Origin of the sequence: Rhizobium sp. WYCCWR10014 (genome assembly GCF_001657485.1) — a bacterium.
Classification (GTDB): domain Bacteria; phylum Pseudomonadota; class Alphaproteobacteria; order Rhizobiales; family Rhizobiaceae; genus Rhizobium.
Genome location: NZ_LXFU01000037.1, coordinates 783,692 through 803,875, shown reverse-complemented (window position 1 = coordinate 803,875; position 20,184 = coordinate 783,692). Strand labels below are relative to the sequence as shown.

The 20,184-nt window shown below is 57.2% G+C and carries 17 protein-coding genes; 10 read left to right on the top strand and 7 right to left on the bottom strand.

The features are described from left to right. Positions 1-20 precede the first annotated feature (20 nt). From A6U98_RS20615 to A6U98_RS20600, 4 genes are read left to right on the top strand one after another with little or no spacing between them, the layout of a single operon-like run. Positions 21-1,268, top strand: coding sequence for a sugar ABC transporter substrate-binding protein (locus A6U98_RS20615; protein ID WP_064652236.1), 1,248 nt, complete (start codon positions 21-23; stop codon positions 1,266-1,268). Between the two features lie 11 nt (positions 1,269-1,279). Beyond that, a complete protein-coding gene (locus tag A6U98_RS20610; protein ID WP_064652304.1) occupies positions 1,280-2,203 on the top strand; it encodes a sugar ABC transporter permease in 924 nt (307 codons plus the stop codon). After that, positions 2,200-3,042: a carbohydrate ABC transporter permease gene (locus A6U98_RS20605; RefSeq protein ID WP_064652235.1), complete on the top strand. Its 843-nt coding sequence runs from the start codon at positions 2,200-2,202 to the stop codon at positions 3,040-3,042. Before A6U98_RS20610 ends, A6U98_RS20605 begins: the two co-directional genes overlap by 4 nt. 13 nt (positions 3,043-3,055) lie before the next feature. Then, a complete protein-coding gene (locus A6U98_RS20600; RefSeq protein WP_064652234.1) occupies positions 3,056-4,105 on the top strand; it encodes an ABC transporter ATP-binding protein in 1,050 nt (349 codons plus the stop codon). A gap of 60 nt (positions 4,106-4,165) precedes the next feature. Here the strand turns inward: A6U98_RS20600 and A6U98_RS20595 are convergent, their stop codons facing one another. Both A6U98_RS20595 and A6U98_RS20590 read right to left on the bottom strand, forming a co-directional pair. Then, complete coding sequence (locus tag A6U98_RS20595; protein WP_064652233.1) at positions 4,166-5,164, bottom strand: ABC transporter permease; 999 nt, start codon at positions 5,162-5,164, stop codon at positions 4,166-4,168. Positions 5,165-5,204: 40 nt separating this feature from the next. Then, positions 5,205-5,945 carry an ATP-binding cassette domain-containing protein gene (locus A6U98_RS20590; protein WP_037198334.1) on the bottom strand — a complete coding sequence of 247 codons (741 nt, stop codon included), beginning with the start codon at positions 5,943-5,945 and terminating at the stop codon, positions 5,205-5,207. A 253-nt stretch (positions 5,946-6,198) separates the two neighbouring features. Between A6U98_RS20590 and A6U98_RS20585 the strand changes: the two genes are divergently transcribed. The 3 genes from A6U98_RS20585 to A6U98_RS20575 all read left to right on the top strand — a co-directional run bounded on the left by A6U98_RS20585 (position 6,199) and on the right by A6U98_RS20575 (position 9,191). Next, complete coding sequence (locus A6U98_RS20585) at positions 6,199-7,179, top strand: NAD(P)-dependent oxidoreductase (RefSeq protein ID WP_064652232.1); 981 nt, start codon at positions 6,199-6,201, stop codon at positions 7,177-7,179. Positions 7,180-7,227: 48 nt separating this feature from the next. Continuing rightward, the gene (locus A6U98_RS20580) at positions 7,228-8,214 is read left to right on the top strand and encodes a substrate-binding domain-containing protein (protein ID WP_012758783.1); all 987 of its coding nucleotides are present in this window, start codon (positions 7,228-7,230) and stop codon (positions 8,212-8,214) included. 194 nt (positions 8,215-8,408) lie between these two features. Continuing rightward, the gene (locus A6U98_RS20575) at positions 8,409-9,191 is read left to right on the top strand and encodes a FadR/GntR family transcriptional regulator (RefSeq protein WP_064652231.1); all 783 of its coding nucleotides are present in this window, start codon (positions 8,409-8,411) and stop codon (positions 9,189-9,191) included. Between the two features lie 100 nt (positions 9,192-9,291). Here A6U98_RS20575 and A6U98_RS20570 read toward each other — a convergent pair whose 3' ends face one another. After that, positions 9,292-11,079 carry an adenylate/guanylate cyclase domain-containing protein gene (locus tag A6U98_RS20570; RefSeq protein WP_064652230.1) on the bottom strand — a complete coding sequence of 596 codons (1,788 nt, stop codon included), beginning with the start codon at positions 11,077-11,079 and terminating at the stop codon, positions 9,292-9,294. Between the two features lie 141 nt (positions 11,080-11,220). Next, complete coding sequence (locus A6U98_RS20565) at positions 11,221-13,539, bottom strand: membrane-bound PQQ-dependent dehydrogenase, glucose/quinate/shikimate family (RefSeq protein ID WP_064652229.1); 2,319 nt, start codon at positions 13,537-13,539, stop codon at positions 11,221-11,223. A 142-nt stretch (positions 13,540-13,681) separates the two neighbouring features. On the opposite strand from A6U98_RS20565, the gene A6U98_RS20560 reads away from it, so the two are divergent. Together A6U98_RS20560 and A6U98_RS20550 are read left to right on the top strand one after the other, a co-directional pair. After that, complete coding sequence (locus A6U98_RS20560; protein WP_184500948.1) at positions 13,682-14,902, top strand: acyltransferase; 1,221 nt, start codon at positions 13,682-13,684, stop codon at positions 14,900-14,902. Positions 14,903-15,491: 589 nt separating this feature from the next. Next, positions 15,492-15,788, top strand: coding sequence for a hypothetical protein (locus tag A6U98_RS20550; RefSeq protein WP_064652227.1), 297 nt, complete (start codon positions 15,492-15,494; stop codon positions 15,786-15,788). 114 nt (positions 15,789-15,902) lie between these two features. Here A6U98_RS20550 and A6U98_RS20545 read toward each other — a convergent pair whose 3' ends face one another. Then, positions 15,903-16,559, bottom strand: coding sequence for a sugar transferase (locus A6U98_RS20545; protein WP_064652226.1), 657 nt, complete (start codon positions 16,557-16,559; stop codon positions 15,903-15,905). A 452-nt stretch (positions 16,560-17,011) separates the two neighbouring features. Between A6U98_RS20545 and A6U98_RS20540 the strand changes: the two genes are divergently transcribed. Then, positions 17,012-17,761, top strand: a complete 750-nt coding sequence (locus A6U98_RS20540; protein WP_064652225.1) for a Crp/Fnr family transcriptional regulator — start codon at positions 17,012-17,014, stop codon at positions 17,759-17,761. A gap of 185 nt (positions 17,762-17,946) precedes the next feature. Here the strand turns inward: A6U98_RS20540 and A6U98_RS20535 are convergent, their stop codons facing one another. Further along, entirely contained in the window at positions 17,947-18,969 is a 1,023-nt protein-coding gene (locus tag A6U98_RS20535) for a glycosyltransferase family 2 protein (RefSeq protein ID WP_064652224.1), read from the bottom strand. A 133-nt stretch (positions 18,970-19,102) separates the two neighbouring features. Continuing rightward, positions 19,103-20,014 carry a glycosyltransferase gene (locus tag A6U98_RS20530; RefSeq protein WP_003542501.1) on the bottom strand — a complete coding sequence of 304 codons (912 nt, stop codon included), beginning with the start codon at positions 20,012-20,014 and terminating at the stop codon, positions 19,103-19,105. Positions 20,015-20,184: the final 170 nt, after the last annotated feature.

Sequence of the window (20,184 nt, the reverse complement as noted above, 5' to 3'; positions counted from 1 at the left end):
ACCAAAAAGGGGAGGAAACCATGAAGGCCGCAATAGCAGGTATCGCAGCATCCGCGTTGACATTGTGCATATCGACGTCTGCCGTCTTCGCGACGGATCTCCGCATGACGGTCTGGACCGGGAGCGAGGCTCATCTGAAGATGCTGAATAGCATTGCGGAAAGCTTCAAAGCCACACATCCCGACGTGAACGTGAAGTTCGAGACCGTGCCGGTTAACGACTACACGCAGAAACTGACCTTCCAGATCGCCGGTGGCAATGCTCCCGACATAGCCTGGATGATGGAGGATGCCGCTCCGGCTTTCGAAAACGCCAATCTTCTGATGAATCTCGGCCCGACGCTCAAGGCGGCGGAAGGCTATGATTTCGACGATTTTTCGAAGCCGGCCATGGGCCTGTGGCAGAAGGATGAAACGGTCTACGGCATTCCGTTCTCCACCTCGCCTTTCATGATCTACTACAACAAGGACATGTTCGACAAAGCCGGGCTCGAAGATCCGCTGACGATCGCTGCCAAGGGCGAATGGAACATGGACAAGTTCCAGGAAGTCTCCAAGAAGCTCGCGGAAACCAATCCCGGCAAATGGGGCTTCGAGTTCAAGGATGGCGAAGGCTATGCCTCTCGCATGACCCATGCCCTTCTGCCGCCAATCCGCGCCTATGGCGGCGATATCTGGTCGAACAAGGAATGCGGCTTCGACAAGCCCGAAGCGGTCAAGGCGGTCAAGCAGCTGCATGACATGGTCTTCAAGGACAAGTCCATCGTTCCGCCGGGCGAACAGGGCGATTACTTCTCCGGCAATTCGGCGATGACGGTCAACCAGATTTCCCGTGCTTCGAAGATGGCGGAAGCCGGCTTCAAGTGGGGCATCGCACCGTTGCCCACCGGCCCAGGTGGAGAGTCACCCGTTATCGGCCAGGCCGGCCTTGTTGTGTTCGCCCAAGGCAAGAATACGGAAATCGCCGCGGAATTCGTGGCGCATATGACCAACAAGGAAAACGTCGCCACCATGGCGCAGTTCTTCCCGCCCGCCCGCAAGAGCGTTCTGCAGGCCGATGCATTCATCAACGGCAACAAGCTCGTGCCGCCCGAGATGATGAAGAATGTGGCTGCCGCCATAGAAAAGGGCCGGGTGGTCTCGGCCAACGAAAGAGCGCCCCAGATCCTTGCCGCCATGGCGCCACGCGTCGATGCCTTGTGGAAGCCGGATGCCGATGTCGATGCCGCCATCAAGGGCATCTGCGCGGCAATCCAGCCGCTGCTTTGATCAGAACGAAGATGGCCGATACCGTTCATAACTCCATTCGAACCGGCCAAAAGACCTGGCTGACGTTGAAGGTGAGAGAGATGATGGAGGCGTGGCTGTTTGTCAGCCCCACCTTCATCGGCTTCCTCATCTTCTTCCTCGGTCCGCTCTGCGCAGTGGTCTATTATTCGATGACCGAATGGAACCTGCTCAGCCAGCAGGCCACCTTCGTAGGCCTTGCCAATTTTCAGAATGCGCTCCTGGAAAACCCTGACTTTTGGCTTGTGGTGCGCAATTCGGTTATTTTCGCGATCGGTCTCGTGCCGCTCAACATGGCGCTCGCGCTCGCCTTGGCGCTCGCCCTTTCCCGGCCGTTCTTCGGGGTCGTGTTCTTTCGCACGGTGTTTTTCGCTCCCGTCATCACCTCGGCCATCGCCTGGGCGATCGTATGGAAATTTCTGCTGCAGGGAGAAGGCGGTTTCATCAACCAGGTGCTGGCGCTGGTCGGGATCACCGGTCCAAACTGGCTGCGTGAACCGAGCTGGGCCATGGCGGCTGTCATCGTCACCCGCGTTATCAAGATGGTCGGCCTTAACATGATCCTCTACATTGCGGCGTTGCAGGCGATCCCGCGGGACTATGAAGAGGCAGCGCGCCTGGAGGGCGCCTCACGCCGGCAGATCTTCAGCATGATCACCTGGCCGTTGCTGGCGCCGACCACGCTCGTCATCATGGTCATCACGACGATCGGCTCCTTCAAGGTCTTTGATCACATATACCAGATGACCGGTGGCGGCCCGGAAAACGGCACACTGGTGCTTGCCTTCTACATCTACCAGCAGGGCTTCAAATTCTTCAATGTCGGCTATGCCTCGGCGCTCGCGATGATCATGTTCGTGATGATCATGGCGCTGACCCTGGTACAGGTGATGCTGCGGAGAAAGGGATCGGAGTGACCCAGCGCCAAATCCAGATCCTCTACCGCACCTGCTGGACGATCGCACTCATGATCGCCGCCATTCCTTTTGTTTTCCCATTCGTTTGGATGGTATCTGCCGGCTTCAAGAGCGTGACCGAGATATTCGGCGCGCCGACGCTTATCCCCCGCGTCTGGCGCTGGCAGAATTTCGTCGAAGTGTTCACCTACCAGCCGTTCGCGCGGCAGTATTTCAACTCGCTTTACATCGCGATCGTGGTGACGGCGCTCACCCTCGTCATCTCGTCCCTGGCCGGCTATGCGCTGGCGCGCATGCGGTTTGCCGGTGCCGGGCTGCTGATGCTTTTTCTAATCTCGGCGCTCATGGTGCCGGAGGAAGTGACGATCATTCCGAACTTCTTCCTGATGCGCTGGTTTGGTTTGGTGGATACTCACTGGCCGCTGATCCTGCTGCCCGCCTTCGGCCCTCATGGGGTGATGGCAACGTTCCTGATGCGCCAGTATTTCCTGGCCCTGCCCAAGGAACTGGAAGAAGCCGGCAAGATGGACGGGCTCTCACGCTTCGGCGTCTGGTGGAAGATAGCGCTGCCGATGGCGCGTCCGGCCCTGGCTGCGGTTTCCATCATCACCTTTCTGTTCTCGTGGAACCTGTTCCTGGAGCCGCTGATCTTTCTGAGCTCGCTCGACATGTTCACGCTGCCTTTGGCCTTGTCAAACTTCAACGACAGCTACGGCTTGCCGCTATGGAACCTGCAGCTTGCCGCTACCAGCCTTGCCGTGGTGCCGATCCTGATCGTCTATCTGATCGCCCAGCGGCAGATCATCGAAAGTTTTGCGCTATCAGGCGTGAAGGGATGAGGAATTTTCGTTCATGAGCAGTGTATCGCTTAAAGGCATCGAAAAACGCTTCGGCGCCGTCGAGGTCATCCGCGGCGTCGATCTCAGGATCGATCCGGGCGAGTTCGTCGTATTCGTCGGTCCGTCGGGCTGCGGCAAGTCCACCTTGCTGCGGCTGATTTCGGGGCTGGAATATCTCAGCGGCGGTGAACTTGCGATTGGCGGCCGAGTGGTCAACGAAGTGCCGGCTTCGAAACGCGGTGTTGCCATGGTCTTCCAATCCTATGCCCTCTATCCGCACCTGACCGTCCGGGACAATATGGGTTTCGGGCTAAAGGTCCGCAAAGTTCCGGCACAGGAGCGTCAGAAGCGCGTCGATGAAGCAAGCGCCACGCTGAAGCTCGAAGCATTGCTCGATCGTTACCCCCGCGAGCTTTCCGGCGGTCAGCGGCAGCGCGTCGCGATCGGCCGGGCCATCGTCGGAAATCCCGATGTCTTCCTGTTCGACGAGCCGCTGTCGAACCTCGATGCAGAGTTGCGCGTGCACATGCGCTCTGAAATCGCCGCACTACACAAGCGGCTCTCCACGACGATGATCTATGTAACGCACGACCAAATCGAAGCGATGACGCTCGCCGACAAGATCGTGGTTCTGCGCGACGGCCGTGTGGAGCAGGTCGGTTCCCCCCGGGAATTATATGAGCGGCCGGCAAATATCTTCGTGGCGCAATTCATCGGAAGCCCAAAAATGAATCTGCTCCCGGCAGAGATCGCGCCTCTGCTGACAGGCGCAACGGCAGCGGACGCCACTGCGGAGACCATCGGGATAAGGCCGGAGCATCTGACGGTCGTGGAACCTCGAGACGGGACGCTGCGCGGGACCGTCGGGCTTTGTGAATATACCGGGGCGGTAACGCTGCTCCACGTCAAGCTGCCGGACGGGCACGATTGCCTCGTCCTGCACGACGGTGGTGACATGAAGGCGGGAAACCAAATAGGGCTCACCGCCGATGTCTCGAAGGTGCACTTTTTCAACGGCAACGGGCAGACAACAAAGCGAACTGAACAAGGCCGGACTGTTTGAACGTGCGGCCGCTCCTGGCGCGGGCGCGAGCCGCAGAAATCTCTTAAGAGCGGGGTTCGTCTACTCGCCCTGTCGCAAGTTGCGAAGTCGGTCGAAAAGGACGGCGAGCACGATTGCGCCACCGATAAAGCAACCTTGCCAGAACGCGTTGATGCCGAGCAAACCAAGACTGTTGCGGATGACCTCGATGAGTGCGGCGCCGACCAAGGCTCCAAAGGCGGTGCCGACGCCCCCGGCCAGATTGGCGCCGCCGATAACCGCGGCGGCAATGACCTGAAGTTCCATCCCGGCGCCGATGTTTGTGGTGACGGCGCCGAGCCAGCCGGTTTGAATGATGCCGGCAACCCCCGCCGACAGGGCAGAAATCATATAGACGATCACCTTGATCCTCGGCACGGGAACACCCGTCAGTGTCGCGGCGTGCTCATTGCCGCCGATGGCAAAGACATAGCGGCCGAACTTGGTCCAGCGCAGCACGAAACCGGTAATGAGTGCCAGCACGACCATGTAAAGCACTGGATTGGCGATCCCGAAAACCCAGGCGCCGCCACCCAGTGCCAGTAGTTTGTCGTGATCTGGTCCGAACTCAAAAACCACAGTGTTGTTGGATGCAACCATCGCAAGGCTGCGCGCAATCGACAACATGCCGAGCGTGACGACGAAAGGGGGGAAGCCGAGATAGGCAATCAAGACGCCGTTGAAAGCTCCGACCAACAGAGCAGTACCGATTGATGCGGCGATGCCGACTTCAATACTGTATCCCGCATGCATGACCACCGCCAGCACCATGCTACACAGGCAAAGCACGGAGCCGACGGACAAATCGATGCCGCCGGTGATGATGACCAGCGTCATGCCGAGCGCGATAATGGCGACGAAAGTGACGTTGCGGGTGATGTTGTAGATGTTCTTCGCCGTCGCAAAGGAGTCCGTCGCCATCGACAGAAAAATGCAGGCGAGAATGACTGCAATCAGCACCCAGAATGTCTGGCCGCCCATGATCGTCGCAAGCCAGCTCCGTTGCTTCTGTCCGATCGTCTGGTCAAGTGTAACCGCCATCGTCGACCTTCTTCTTTCCTGTTGCAACGGACAGCATTGATCACACCTGCTCGATGGCGCCGGTGATCAGCCCCGTCACTTCCTCCGGCGAACTTGCCGCAATCTGCTTGTCGGCTACTTTTCTGCCCCGCCGCATTACGATCACGCGGTCGGCGACCGAGAAGACGTCGGGCATGCGGTGGCTGATCAGGACAACGACAATGCCCCGATCCCGCAATTGGCGGATCAGATTCAGAACCTCAGCCACCTGGCGCACGGAAATGGCTGCTGTCGGCTCGTCCATCAATACGATTTTCGCTTCCGACAGCATTGTGCGGCCGATTGCGACCGCTTGCCGCTGGCCACCTGACATTTGCTTGACGAGATCGCGCGCCCGCGTCTCGGATTTGAGCTCGCGAAATATCTCGCCGGCGCGCTTGTACATGCTCTTGTGGTCGAGGATGCGAAGAGGCCATACGCCGCGGCGCAATTCTCGTCCCAGAAACACGTTCGCCGCCGCCGTCAGATTGTTGCAGAGCGCCAAATCCTGGTGAACGATCTCGATGCCATGCTGGCGCGCTTCCTTCGGCCGATGAAGGACGAGATCGGTGCCGTCGAGCCGCATGGTTCCATGGCTCGGTCGAAAGTTGCCGGCGATCATCTTCACCAGTGTGGACTTGCCAGCGCCGTTGTCGCCCATGAGGCCGACAACCTGCCCGGCTTCTAGCGAAAACGAAACATCGTTGACTGCCTGGATGGCACCGAAATGTTTGGAAATATTGCTGAGCTCAAGAACCGCCACCAGCCTCGTCGCCTCCCATCGGGCTATCCATCGCACCGAACCCTGCTTGTCTTCGAGGCAAGACTCCGGCGAGTTCACTTTTCCAGTATCCTCCCAGGAAAAGCGATCGGGAGCATTTACGCAAAACCCTGCGACAGCGTCAACTCATTGTCCCGGCCATTGACCTTATTGTCACAAAAATCTGTTTTGTCAGACAAATATCATTTGACGTGAGTGGCGCCCGGATATTACCTATCAATGGGGGAGAAAGAGCATGCTGATCCTTGTGACCGGTGCGACGGGCAAGGTCGGGCGGCGCTTCATAGCTGGGCTGCTTGACGATCCGAGATTTTCCAAAGCCCGTATTCGTGCGCTTTGCCATAATCGTTTGTACGAGGCGACCGACCGTGTCGATGTCTTCCAAGGCTCGATCGCCGATCGCGATGTCGTGGCAAAGGCGCTGGATGACGTTACCCATGTCGTGCATCTCGCCACATGCAAGGAAACGCCTGAAGACATTATGGATGTCACGGTCAAAGGTCTCTTTTGGCTGCTCGAGGAGTTCCGTACGAGCGTCACCGCACGCCAGTTCATCCTGATCGGTGGTGATGCGGGTGTGGGACATTTCCACTATCGCCATGACGGCCCGATCACCGAGAACGCCCGCCATTGTGCCTATCCGGGAAGCTATGCGCTCTCCAAAGTCCTGGAAGAGGTCATGCTGGAGCAGTTTGGCATTCAGTACGGCCTCAATGGCTGTTGTCTGCGCGCGCCCTGGATCATGGAAAAGGATGATTTCAAGTATTCGCTGTCTTTTGGAGACGACGTCTTTGGCGGTCCGGACTGGAAGACGCTCGTTCCGGAAGAAGCGGCACGGCGCTATGCGGCGATGGGTACGGTGCCGCTGCTCGTGGACGCCGACGGACGTGCACTGAAGCGCAATTTCGTCCATGTCGACGACCTTGTGTCGGCAATATTGGCAGTGATCGATAACCCCCGGGCGGAGCGGCAACTCTTCAATATCTGCATGGATCGCCCCGTCGACTATGCTGAAGTCGCCGCCTATCTCTTGCGCACGCGCAATCTCGACTCCGTCGACATACCGAGCCGCTTCCATTCCAATTGGATGGACAACAGCAAGGCGAAATACCTGCTGGATTGGCAGCCAAATTACAATCTCGAAATGCTTATCGACTCGGCCTGGCAATACGAGCGTTCGAAGGAGGAGCCTCGCATCGTCTGGTATCCGGGTTGATTTTGTGTGGCGGGCACGCGGTGTCCGTCTGTTTCAAGGGAGGAAACTATGAGGAAGGCATTACTACTTACAGCCGCAGTTTTAGCACTGACCGCCGGGCAGGCCCTGGCCAAGAAGCAACTCGTCATCGTCGTCAAAGGCCTCGACAATCCGTTCTTCGAAGCAATCAACCAAGGTTGCCAGAAATGGAACAAGGAGAACCCCACTGCGGAATACGAATGCTTCTACACCGGGCCGGCATCGACATCCGATGAAGCCGGCGAAGCGCAGATCGTTCAGGATATGTTGGGCAAGGCGGACACGGCTGCAATCGCAATCTCGCCGTCAAATGCAAAGCTGATCGCCCAGACCCTGAAGACGGCCAATCCGACGGTTCCGGTGATGACGCTCGATGCCGATCTTGCCGCCGAGGATGCAGCATTGCGCAAGACTTATCTCGGCACCGACAACTATCTGATGGGCGCCCGCATCGGCGAATACATCAAGAAGGGCAAGCCGAAGGGCGGCAAGATCTGCACGATCGAAGGCAATCCGGGAGCGGACAATATTCTACGCCGCGCACAAGGAATGCGTGACACGCTTACTGGCCAGAAAGGCTTGACCGAGCTGAAAGGCGAGGGTGGCTGGACCGAGGTCGCCGGTTGCCCGGTGTTCACCAATGACGACGGTGCCAAGGGCGTTCAGGCAATGACCGATATCCTCGCGGCCAATCCCGACTTGGACGCATTCGGCATTATGGGTGGCTGGCCATTGTTCGGTGCACCGCAACCCTATCGCGACCTGTTCAAGCCTCTGGCCGACAAGATCGCCAGCAACGATTTCGTCATTGGTGCCGCCGACACGATCGGCGACGAGGTCGCCATTGCGAAGGAAGGGCTGGTGACAGCGCTCGTCGGCCAACGGCCGTTCGAGATGGGCTACAAGGCACCGTCGGTGATGATGGATCTGATTGCCGGCAAGCCGGTTGAAGATCCGGTCTTCACCGGGCTCGATGAGTGCACCAAGGATACAGTCGATACCTGCATTCAAAAGTAGGTTTCACGGTTTGGCGCACCCGGTTCAAGGGTGCGCCGACTGCCCCACGAGACGGATCGAGAGATCCGCTGGGCTTGACGCGCCCTGAATTCCGCGCTTTGTGCCGGCGTCAATCGCAGGCGACTTCCTCGTTATTACGATTGTTTTGATCATCCGTGCAGACAGTCGAAAGAATGCTGAGGCAGTAGAAATAAATGCCTGACAAGAAATCGGGAAAGCCAACGGCTGCGGTCGAGGTGGAGATGGTTGACCGCTCGGCCACCACAAGGCGCCCAAATTCTCCCCGCATGACTGGGGCGAGTGTTCATGTGTCCTTGGCAGGCGAGATCGGTCTGCGAATCGTGCGCGGCGACTATCCGCCGGGCACGATCCTGCCAAATGAGGCAAAGTGGTCGCAAGTCTTTGAGGTCAGCCGATCAGCGGTGCGTGAAGCGATCAAGATGTTGATGGCCAAGGGCCTGCTTTCTTCCCGCCCGAAAATCGGCAGTTGGGTCGAACCCAAGGAACGTTGGAACCTGCTGGATCGAGATGTCTTGGGCTGGTATGCGGCATCTCCTGATCGTGAATCCTTTCTGAGGGCCGTGCAAGAACTCAGGCATATGATCGAGCCGGAAGCGACTGCGCTTGCTGCGGAGCGCCGAACCGACGAGCAAATGACCGCGATCAGTCGGGCCCTGCACGACATGGATCAGGCGACATCGCTCCAGCAGCGAACAGAATCCGATGCGCGATTTCACATCGCGATCTTGCGCGCCTCGGGAAATGATCTGCTGGTGCCGCTCGGCGTCTTGATCGAATCGGCGCTAAACCACCTCTTCGCCCATGTCACGCGGGAGGAAGACAACTTGCGCTACGCGCTGAAACTTCACGAAAATATTGAGAAAAGCATTCGACTGCAGCGGCCGAACATGGCGCGCAACGCAGTCCGTAAGGTGCTGGCAAATACCGACGAAATCATCGCACGGTGGTCACGATAGATTTTGCAGCTGGCGGGCTGAGGAAACGGTCGCCAGTCCCGCGTGCACGCGTCCGTCATAAAACGAGCTGTCCGCGATATCGGCTCGACAGCAGTTCCCCTCAGCATAGACCAAGATCCGAAATGGTAAGTCCTGCCTTACGAAGTCCTTCTACGCGGCGGGCAAAGTCCTCGGGGTTTCGAAATGGAAGGACGCGCCGGCGGCGCTCGACAGAAAAATCAGGATTGATCCGGAGTGCCTTCTCCCAGGCCTGCCGGCTCTCCTCCGGCCGGCCGAGGTGCCCATAGCATGAGGCTAGCAGGGCGTAGGCGGTCTCCGACTGAGAGTTTTGTTGGAGCCGCTGCTCGATGGCTGCAATTGCCCGCTCATATTCGCCGAGAGAAAAGTGCGCATCGGCGAGAAATTGGAAGAGAATTTCCGGATGGTGCGGATCGAGCCGCATCGATGCATCGAGTGTTTCCAGGGCGTCGGCGGGATCGCCGGAGAATATCTGGATATGGGCCATCAGCAACAGGAGTTCGGCGGAGTTGGGCTGCAGCGCGAGACCCTGCTGCACTTCTGCCCGCGCCCGGTCCAGCTCCCGGTTCCACATGCAAGCCATGCCCAGTGCGAAGCGGCCGTTGGGCTGTTCCTCCGCCATCTCCACGGCCTTCTGCGCGAGATCCATCCCGATCCGCAGCGAGCCTTCCGGATCGTTGCTCCAGGCGTTGACGTAGTCGAGCACGTGGGTGAAGGACATGAGTGCCTGGGCGGCCGCATATTGCGGATCGATGGCGATGGCGTCGGCCGCCAGGCTGCGGGCGGCTCTGTTTCCGGTTCGGGTATGGGCCGACGCCTGCTCGCGGCCACGTAACAACAACTCGTAAGCGTCGACATTGAGTGCGCGCCCTTGGGCTAATCGATCCTGGTCGCCATGCGTGAGGTTTAGCCTGAGCGCCGCCACGATCTCCTGCGTGAGCTCATCCTGAACCGCGAAAATGTCGGTGAGCTCGCGATCAAACCGGCTGGCCCAGATATGTCCGCCATTGCTCGCGTCGATCAATTGGGCGGTGACACGCACGCGGTTGCCGGCTTTGCGTACGCTGCCTTCAAGGACATAGCGGACGCCGAGCGCCTTAGCCATGTCAGGCACGGAAGCCGTTACATTCTTGTAGACGAAGGATGAGTTGCGGGCGATCACGTGCAATTCGGACAGCTTCGAGAGATCGGTGATGATGTCCTCGCTGATACCGTCGGAGAAATATTCCTGTTCGGCGTCGCCGCTCATGTTGTTGAACGCCAGTACGGCGATGGAGGGTTTATCGGGAACGGCCGGAATTGACGGCATTTCGATTGCGGGCTGCACCTGTCGTGCCGGGTTCGGCTGCGGAGTTCCGATCTGAAGGGAATAGGCCTGCATCGGTTCAGCGATATTCTTGAGCTCAATTTTGCCGAGATCGGTCACGGTAAGATCGAGCCGCGCTTTCACTTGGCGGTAGGCATCTTCGGAAAGGCAAATGGCGCCGGGCTTGGCAACTCCCTCCAACCGCGCGGCGATATTGACGCCGTCGCCCATCAAGTCGCCGTCACTCTCCTCGACCACATCGCCCAGATGGATCCCCACCCGGAACTCGATGCGATGTTCAGGCGGCACGCCGATATTGCGCTCGACCATGGCGGTCTGCACTTCAATCGCGCAACGCACGGCGTCCACGACGCTGCGAAACTCGATGAGGCTTCCGTCACCGGTACGCTTGACCACACGGCCATTGTGCACGGCAATGGTCGGATCGACCAGGTCGCTGCGCAGCGTTCTCAGCCGCGCCAGGATGCGATCCTCGTCCGCACCGGCGAGGCGGCTGTAGCCGACCACATCTGCGACCAGGATCGCCGCCAGTTTTCGCGTCACGCTCGTAAGTCCCAATTCCTCATCGGATCAAAGTAACACAGTGTGACCGGCAACGCCGCCAAATCCGATTGCCTTTGCTGAGAAGCTGTCCGGTGGCCGTGTACTTGAAGATGGTCGGTGAAGCCTAAGCGATACCCGCGGTTAAGCTCCGTCTTTCAGAGAGAAGGCAAGCACGTAGTCGCCGACGTCTTTCGAATAGGGTGCGCCGCCAACCGATATCAGGACATATTGCTTGCCTGTTTTCGGTGAGACGTAGCTCATGGGCGTCGCGCTCGAGCCGACCGGCAGGGGATATCTCCAGAGCTCGGCACCGTTCTCGGCGTCATAGGCGCGGATATAATAGTCCTGGAAACCGGCGAAGAAGACGATGCCGCCGGCGGTCGCCGACGTGCCGGCGTAGCTCGGCAGGCCCATCGGCATAGGCAGCTTGGTTTTGATCTTGAACGGTCCGAGTTCTTCGGCTGTGCCGGCCGGAACCTGCCACGCGATCTTTCGTGTCTTCAGATCCACTGCAGTGACGGTGCCGAAGGGCGGTTGCGTGCAGGGAACGCGGAGCCTCGATGTCCACATCTCGGTGGCCATGGCGTAAGGCGTACCGCGCTGCGGGGCGGAGGGGCCGTGGGCGGTCGTGGTGAGGGCAAAGTCGACATACTCCTCGCGTGGGATGAGTGCGAAGAGACTGGGGACGCGGATATCGTTCATGAAGACCCGGTTGTTGGGCAGATCGACCGATACGCTTCCCCAATTGAGGCCGCCCAGATTTCCCGGCTGCTGGATCGCATATTGCGTGCCGATCGGGGTGAAATCGCCGTCATAGCGCATCTTGCGGAAGGCGATGCGGCATGCCAGCTGATCGAACATCGTCAGGCCCCAGGCTGTCTGCTCCGTCACGCGCTCCGCACCGATTGTCGGCATGCCGACGGAGTAGGGCTGCGTCGGGGAGAGTTTCTCTTCCGGCGCGCCGCCTTCCTGCGGGACCGGCTTCTCCTGAACTTCGGCAAGCGGTGTGCCGGTCCGGCGGTCGAGGAGAAAAAGCTGCCCGCGTTTGGTGGCCTGCAGCAGAGCAGGCACGGTGGCACCATTGCCGTCAGGCAGGTCGATCAGGACCGGTTGGGCCGGCAGATCATAGTCCCAGATATCGTGATGCACGGTCTGGAATTTCCATTTCTCGCGACCCGTCGTTACATCGAGCGCCACCAATGTCGCGTTGTACTGATCGGCGAAAGCAGGGCGATTGACGCCGTAATAATCCGGCGTCGTATTGCCGAGCGGCGCATAAATGAGACCGAGCTTGTCGTCGAATGCGGCCGTCGTCCACATGTTGGGCGTGGCCCGCGTATAAGTCTGGCCCTCCGGCGGAAGTTTGGTAATCGCCGGGTTGCCGAGATCCCATGCCCATTCGAGCTCGCCGGTGACGACGTTGAACGCACGGATGACGCCGGAGGGTTCACCGACCTCCTGATTGTCCGTGACCCAGCCTCCGACGACGATCAGGTTGCGGGCAATCAGCGGCGCCGATGTCTGGAAATAATAGCCCGTCTTGACTTCGCCCATGCCCTGGGAAAGCTGCACGGTGCCATTATCTCCGAAGTCCTTGCAGGGCGCGCCGGTCTTGCTGTCGATTTCCAGGAGACGCGCATCGATCGTCGTCTGCACCAGGCGCTCATTGCAAAGACCATCGGCCGACTGAGCTTCCGTCGGCATCCTGTAGTAACCGAGGCCGCGGCAGCGTTGCCAATAAGGCGCCGTCGCCTTGGGATCGAAAGTCCAGCGAGGTTTGCCAGTATCTGCATCGAGCGCTGCGATCACATCTGTCGGCGTGCAGGTGTAGACCGTATCGCCGATCTGCAGAGGCGTGTTCTGATCGGCGCCATCGCTTTTTCCTGTGCGATATGTCCAGGCGAGATCGAGCTTGGAGACATTGCCGCGGTTGATCTGATCGAATGGGGAATAACGATCTCCTGCCGTGGTGCGGCCATAGGATGTCCAATCGGAGGGAGCGTTGTCGCCCTTGGCGGTTTTATAGGCGGTGATGTCGGCGGAGGGGTGGATGATCCCATGCGACCCGAAGCTAAGACCGAAGCCCGTGACAAAGATGAGAGCGGTCACCAAGGCGCCGCCATAAAAGAGCTTTGGGTTGGCGGCCGGGGAAAGCGATGGTGCAAAGAGAAGGGCAAAGCCCGCCAGCGCGATGGGGGACATCAAGCGGGCAAACAGCGCCCAAAAATTGAGACCCGACTCCCATAGTGCCCAGGGAAGGGTGAAAACGGCGACAAGCAGGACGATGAGGCCGCCCGACGTCTTCCGGCGCCACAGCAGAAGCGCGGCAACCAGATAGGCAAGCCCAACGATCGCGTAATAGGGCGAGCCGCCGAGGCGCAACAGCCAGGCGCCGCCTCCGATCAGCCCCAATCCGATAAGGGCGAGAACAATACAAAACAGCGTGGCCAGAAATTTCATAGTCCCCTCATCCAATCCGCCGCCCGATCACCTGGATTTCAACTCCGACCGTTGCATGGCCCTCGGGAAGCACAGGGCCATAGGTTGATGGTCAGAGATGCGTCTTCGGGAGAGGGCTGCTCTCTCGTTCAATTTTTACCTGATGTACCTGTGGTCACTGACACGCGGCCCCGACCCGGCAATGATGCCGCCGCCGCTCTACGGCAACGGCTTGCCATTCCAAATCGAGTCAATACTTCTGAAAGGGGCACAGATGTTTCTCGGCGAAAAGCTTGATCTAGCGAACGGGCGACCGACAGGATTCGACTATATGCGATTACTGTTAGCCTTTTCAGTGCTTTGGATACACACGGCCCGCGTCACCTATGGCGACGACCTGTTTCTTTGGGAGTCGCCATTCCGTCCTTTTATCAAATCAGTGCTGCCCATGTTCTTTGTCCTGAGCGGGTTCCTGGTGGCTGGCAGTCTTGAACGATCGAAGACATTGATCTCCTTTCTCGGTAATCGATTTATCCGAATCTACCCCGCTCTGGCGGTAGAGGTATTGTTGGCTGCCTTTATACTCGGAGCGATCTACACTGAGTATGACCTGCGTGACTATTTCACCGATCCTCAGTTCTTTACATATCTGATGAATGTCACGGGGCACATTCACTTCAATCTCCCCGGGGTATTCCTGGATAATCCTGACGCCGCAATGGTGAACGGGCAGCTCTGGACGGTGCCCTTCGAGCTTGAGTGTTATGCCGTGATCGCCGTTCTCTTCCTGCTCGGCGTGGTCAGGCGGCGAGTGATTGCCCTGATCGCCACGCCGGCGTTGATCATAGCCTTCGGTATCGCAAGATATTGGAAACATGAAAGCGATTGGGCAACTATGCCGACGACCGCGTCGGGCAATCTGCTCATTTGTGCTTTTCTTGTGGGGGTGACCTTCTATCTCTACAAGGACAAGGTTCTGTGGGATATCCGAATTTTCCTCGCCTCTGTGGCAGTGATACTGTGGGCCTACTGGTTCACCTCCTTTGGGGATTTCATTGCCATTCCGGCCATGGGATATGTCACGGTCTTCCTTGGTCTCACCTCGCCCCGCAAGCTCGGCGTCCTGCGTGGGGCCGACTACTCCTACGGCGTCTTCCTCTATGGCTATCCGATCCAACAGGCGTTCGTGGCGCTCGGCCCATGGGCGCATAACTGGTGGTTGAACGGGATCGTCTGCAGCATTGTTGCCGCTTGCTTTGCCGCCTTCTCGTGGAGATTTATCGAAAAGCCGGCGTTGAAATTGAGGAAACAAGTCACCTGGCTGGAAAACCTCAGTCTCCAACGCGGCGCAAAACGGCAACTGGCCGGCGCGGTCTCGAAATAGGTTTGTCGATATCGGCCTCGAGGCTGGCAATTCCATCGCAGGTGCTCAACCGGCAAGGACATCAGCAGGGCTCGCCATAGCGGCGGCCCTGTTTCGTTGTTGCCTGACCGATCGCCTCAGTTAAATATCCGGGTCCATCGTAGAGCCTCCAGTTTTCCTTAGGCTGCTGCGCAACCCCAATGCCGTTGATGTCACGCTTGCCGGAGAGGGTAAGTCCGATCGTTGCCAGCGCACATGCGCTCGAGCGTAAGCCTATGGCCAAATTCATCTTTTCAGAAACAACAATTGAACGTTCAGTTCGGCGAGAGAACGCCGTAGCTGCATTGCTGGCTCCTGTATAAACCCCGATGCCTAAATCTTTCTGGCCGCAATATCCAAAGATCTCTTGGGTTTAATCGGTAGAACGGCCTTGCTGGATGAATAGTCGAATATTCTCCGGCATTGTTCAGTCGATTTGCTGGGCTGGCGTTAGCAATATTTTAACCACAATAGGTAAAATACTTTGATCGGACTTCGTTTCGACTTGGGTTTTATCATGTCATCGAGGGCTGACGGTGGCTTGAAGGAGGTGTGAAGAGAGGATCGAATAATGCTGAAGAGCACGCTCGTCGTGGTTGCCGTCTCAATTGCCGCCGGAGCGACCATTCGCGCCTCGGCCTTTGCAATCTTTGCATTTCTGGTGGTCACGGCCCTGGGCGGCGTGATCCTGCTGAAAGGTTCCTCCTTGGCGGAGGCGATCGTTTCTTGCGTCGAAGTGCTTGTATTGATGGAGATATGCTATCTGGCGGGTCTATTCGCCTTTTCCTTGTGGCATATTCAAAAGCGCCGGAAAAAGAACTCCATCACGGAGCGCTCCCATCTCACGGGCAAGCGTCCTCATGGGTAATGACATGACCGAGGCCGCAGGATGCTCGGCTGCGCTATGCCAGGGTGTCTAAGCGCGTCGCGATCTTTTAGATTCGCTTGCCGCGCATTGGTCTCTGGTTTTGCGCGACATGCTTTAGGAATCGACTTTGGGCAGCAACGCATGCCGGGAAAGCAGCGCCGATAGCGTTTTTGCCATGATCACGAAGTCCAGCGTGAGCGTCCATTTAGACAAATATTCGACGTCGAGGGAAATTCCATTTCGATAGCTGACGTCGTTGTGCCCGCTGGTTTGCCAATGGCCAGTCAGGCCGGGACGGACGGCCATATAAGCATAGGCATGTTCACCGTAACGCGGCAGCTCTTCTTTGGTAATGGCGCGAGGCCCGACGAGGCTCATTTGGCCCAACAATACGTTGATCAATTGCGGAAGCTTGTCGAGGCTCGATCGCTTCAAAATATCGCCGACGACCGTGACGTGCGCGTCGGTCGTTGCGTCGGATCCTGTCGTCCGAAACTTGAGGCAGCCAAACTCTTTTCCTCTATAACCGATCTTGCGATGAGAATTGAAAACAGGGCCCCAATCACTTAGCGTGACGATGACTGCCGCCGACAGAAGGAGCGGCGACAGAAGGAATAAGAAACTTGCCGCAATGATGATGTCCAATGTGCGCTTCAGAATTCTGCTGATCAGACGGGGTTGTGACGAATTGAATGAACGTCTTTCCTGTCGAGCCCTGGCGAAATCTCGCCAAGGTTCGGTTGGGTTCATGCCCTGATTTTTTCCCGCCACCCGCGTCTCCGTTAGACAAATTCCAGAAATCACAGCCAAAGCTTGTTTTAACGCAAGTTTGGTGTCTGTGACCGAGGTCATAATCATGAATAAATTCTTTATATTCTAAAGAAATTCTTCGAATATATAAAATATTACCTTTGATTTGAACTATATAACAGAAATGTTATTTAGAATTTATTTTGAAATGCAGTATTTTTATTGTGTTGGTCGGATGTAGTCTTCGGATCGACAATTGTCATAAATTGTATAAAAACCGTCATGCAGCCTCAAAGATTTGTTTGAGATAGAATTCATTATGAATTTTATGATATATAAACATGAGCATTCGTCATAATTACGTATAGTTTAAACACGATTTTTTTATTTTATTACTGTTTGACTTTCTAATTTAACGTATTACGAATGTCGCTCAAGACAGTAAGTCAATTAGTCTGCGTGGAGTTGCGCATATGGACGGGGCGATTAGCACCAGAGACAACAGGACTAGAGGAAACGCAGCGCGAACAAGCGAAGCGGTTACTTGCGGGTCTGTCGGTACTGTTTACGACGGCCGGGCGGATTTGGATCACGAGTTCCCGTTTTGCCGCTCGAGTGTTCGCAAGTTTCGCCGCGGTGAGATTATTGCCGGCGCCGGCGTCGTCCTCGACATGTTCGCCCGCGTACAGCGCGGAATGGTAAACGCAAGCACCCCGCTTGCCGATGGACGAGAGTTCATCGTGGAAATCGTTCCGAAAGGCGGCTTGATCGGCGAATTGGAGGTGCTACGCAGGCAGTCTCTCAGCCTGGAATATCGGGCCTCGTCGGATTGCGAACTGCATTACTTCGACGGTCGGTTGCTGCGGGACCTGTGTGCGAACGATCCGCAATTTCAGGTGAAGATCTTGTCGAAGGCGCTGGCGCGTGTTTCCGAACTCGAACTGCGTATCATTTCCAATGCCGGATCGAGTCTAAGGCAGAGACTGGCCCGGACGCTGCTGCGTCTTTCTGCCCTCTACAGAATGGATGCGCAGAATAGCGGCGACGAGCTGATCATCTCGCAGCATGAGCTGGCCGCGACACTGCCGGCGTCGCGTGAAAAGGTCAACCAATGCCTGCGGCGCTTGCGCGAGAGCAAAGTGGTCGACGGGACACAGGGCAAAATCCGCATTCTCAATCGGAAGGCGCTGGAGGCTTATGCCGAGGGGGCGGGTCTCGCTTGAGGCGTCGCCGCGATAAAAAAACGGAACGGCAGACAGCTTCGACAGAACCCGCCGCCGGCGGGTTTTGTGTTTGATGACAGTGGGATTGATAGTCAGACGAAGCAGGCGGAAAGATCAGGAAAGGCTCTAACTCTTGTCTTCATGCACGTCGTCCCAAAATCGCTGCGCATTTTGGCGCGGCATACTTAGACTTCGCTCTCGGAAGCATTCCTCCAGTATTTCCAGCCTTCACCCTGTATGAGCCCGTGATCGGACAGGTCCTTCCAGCTTCTGTAGGTGCCCGTATCGTCATAGACGAAGTCATCCATGTCCTTGCCTGAGGAGTATACGGTATATTCTTCCGTATGTTGGGATCGGTGTGCCGCATCGGCGACCTTGTGCACGAAGGTCGACAGGAACTTGAAATGCAGAAGGGCGCCGGATACGCCGAGCGCTCCGCGCATGTCGCCCAAATTCAGGGAGAGCGGCCAGACCTGGTGCGATGATTTAAGAAACAGACGTTCACCCGCCACATAGACCAGGGGTATCTTGTTGAGCGCGGGGCCGTCCCAGAGCCGGTCGTGGAAATAGACGCGCCCACGAACGCCGCCCTTGATCCATATCGTCCAGTTGCGTTTGTCGAAATGCGCAACATAGCCGGAGCGGTCGAAGAGATTGCAGACCTCGAGCGGGTTGCGACCGGGTTCGCATATGTTTTCGAGAACGGGATGCGGGCTGTACATGTCGATCATGACCGAGCGGAGGGAATGGCCGCCCATGGAATCGATATAGGAAGTCAATTGATCGATCGGCCGTGTGTCGCAATGCGGATAGACCAGGAACTCATCTGCATCGACATACAGGACCCACTTCTCCCGGCAGTGGCGATTGATGACTTCGTTGATCCAGTCGTTTCCGAACCTCGCCGCCTTGTAGGAACCATGAGCCGAAAGAAGGGAGACATCGTCGAAGCTGGACAGCAGCTCGGCCGTGCAGTCGGTCGAGCCGTTGTCGATACAGATGAAGTGCTCAAAGCCGAGATCGCGATAATACTGAAGGAAGAAGGCCAACCGGTGTCCCTCGTCACGGATGACGCAGATGACGACGTGGCGCGCCTGCTTGAGCCCGTTGCGCAGCAGGTCATAGCGAACCTGCCGAGCCTTGAGCGACCGGCGCAGGCGGGCTTTCACGTAATGCGAGATACTGGCGGCGGAAGCCCTATAACTCATATTCTGTCCTGAAGATTATCCATTCCTGGAGTGAATGGATGAGTACTTTGCGCTTCCGTCTGCAAATCCACGGCTCGACCGGCGAGGCTGAGTTCAGTCACGCCGACATTCATGTCGGACCAACAATACATCATCATACGGCGTAGTCGCCAACCAGCAGGCTCTGGACCCTAGGATTGGGTCCTTCTTTCTCAATTGCGTGCTCGATGCGCGCCCGTATCGACCGGTATTTGTACAGCATCTTCCGATCGAAGGTTATTCCGCGATACAGCGAGTTGTAAATCGGATGTGCTTTGCGCAGGTCGACGTACACTTGGCTTTCCTTATCGGTCCACGGAAAGAAAGTTCCATGCCATGGCTTCGGATGCGCCATATAATGGACGATCGACAAGGAGGAAATGTTCACCAGATGAAGGAATTGTTTGGGAAAGTTCCAGCGGTTCGATACCAGGATGAGCGATGAACCGCAGACATAATTCAATGCACCCTGATCATGTTTGCCCTCGCAGGCCTCGGGATTTCTAGCAAATAGCTCAAGCGCCTCCTGCCCGATCCAGCCGTTTCGATGGAATTTCAGGACGCCTGCGTTGAAATAGTGGCTGTCCTTTCCGGTGTCGAGGAAGTCATGGATCGCCGTGTAATCGCGCGCCGCGAAAAACCTGCCCTCGGGCACAGTGGCACTTTCGAACGCACCGAGATCGCTGACGATCTGGGTATCCCCATCGAGGTAGATGATCTGGGTATAGTTGGAAGGCAGGATCTCGCAAAGGACCAGCTTGGCCATTGTGCTGACGCTGATGCGTCCTTGGAAATGCGAACTGTCGAGCTTGCCGAGCGAGTCCTGCAGCGCTTCGGTCGCATCGGTCAATATGACCCCGCTCCTTGCTAGCAGGGCTTTCAGCTCTTCGAAATTGTCGAGATGTTCCGACATCAGAACGCAGACATCGGTCGCAGGGCTTGCGAATTTGCGAGCCTGAAGCGCCGAGAGAATGGTCGGAAATGAATACTCGACATCCGTGACGTAGACGACGCACTGGTTGTTCATGTCATCACCTTTCCGATTGTGCGCAATACAAGTGAATCGGTATTGTCTTTGCGAGGCGAGGGACCAGTTGTGAATTGAGCCGACGGGTCTGTCATATGAAGGCCCTGTTCGGTATATATAGGCCAGCATCCAGTGCGCTGGTGCTGAATCGGTGTCTGGCTATCGGCGGC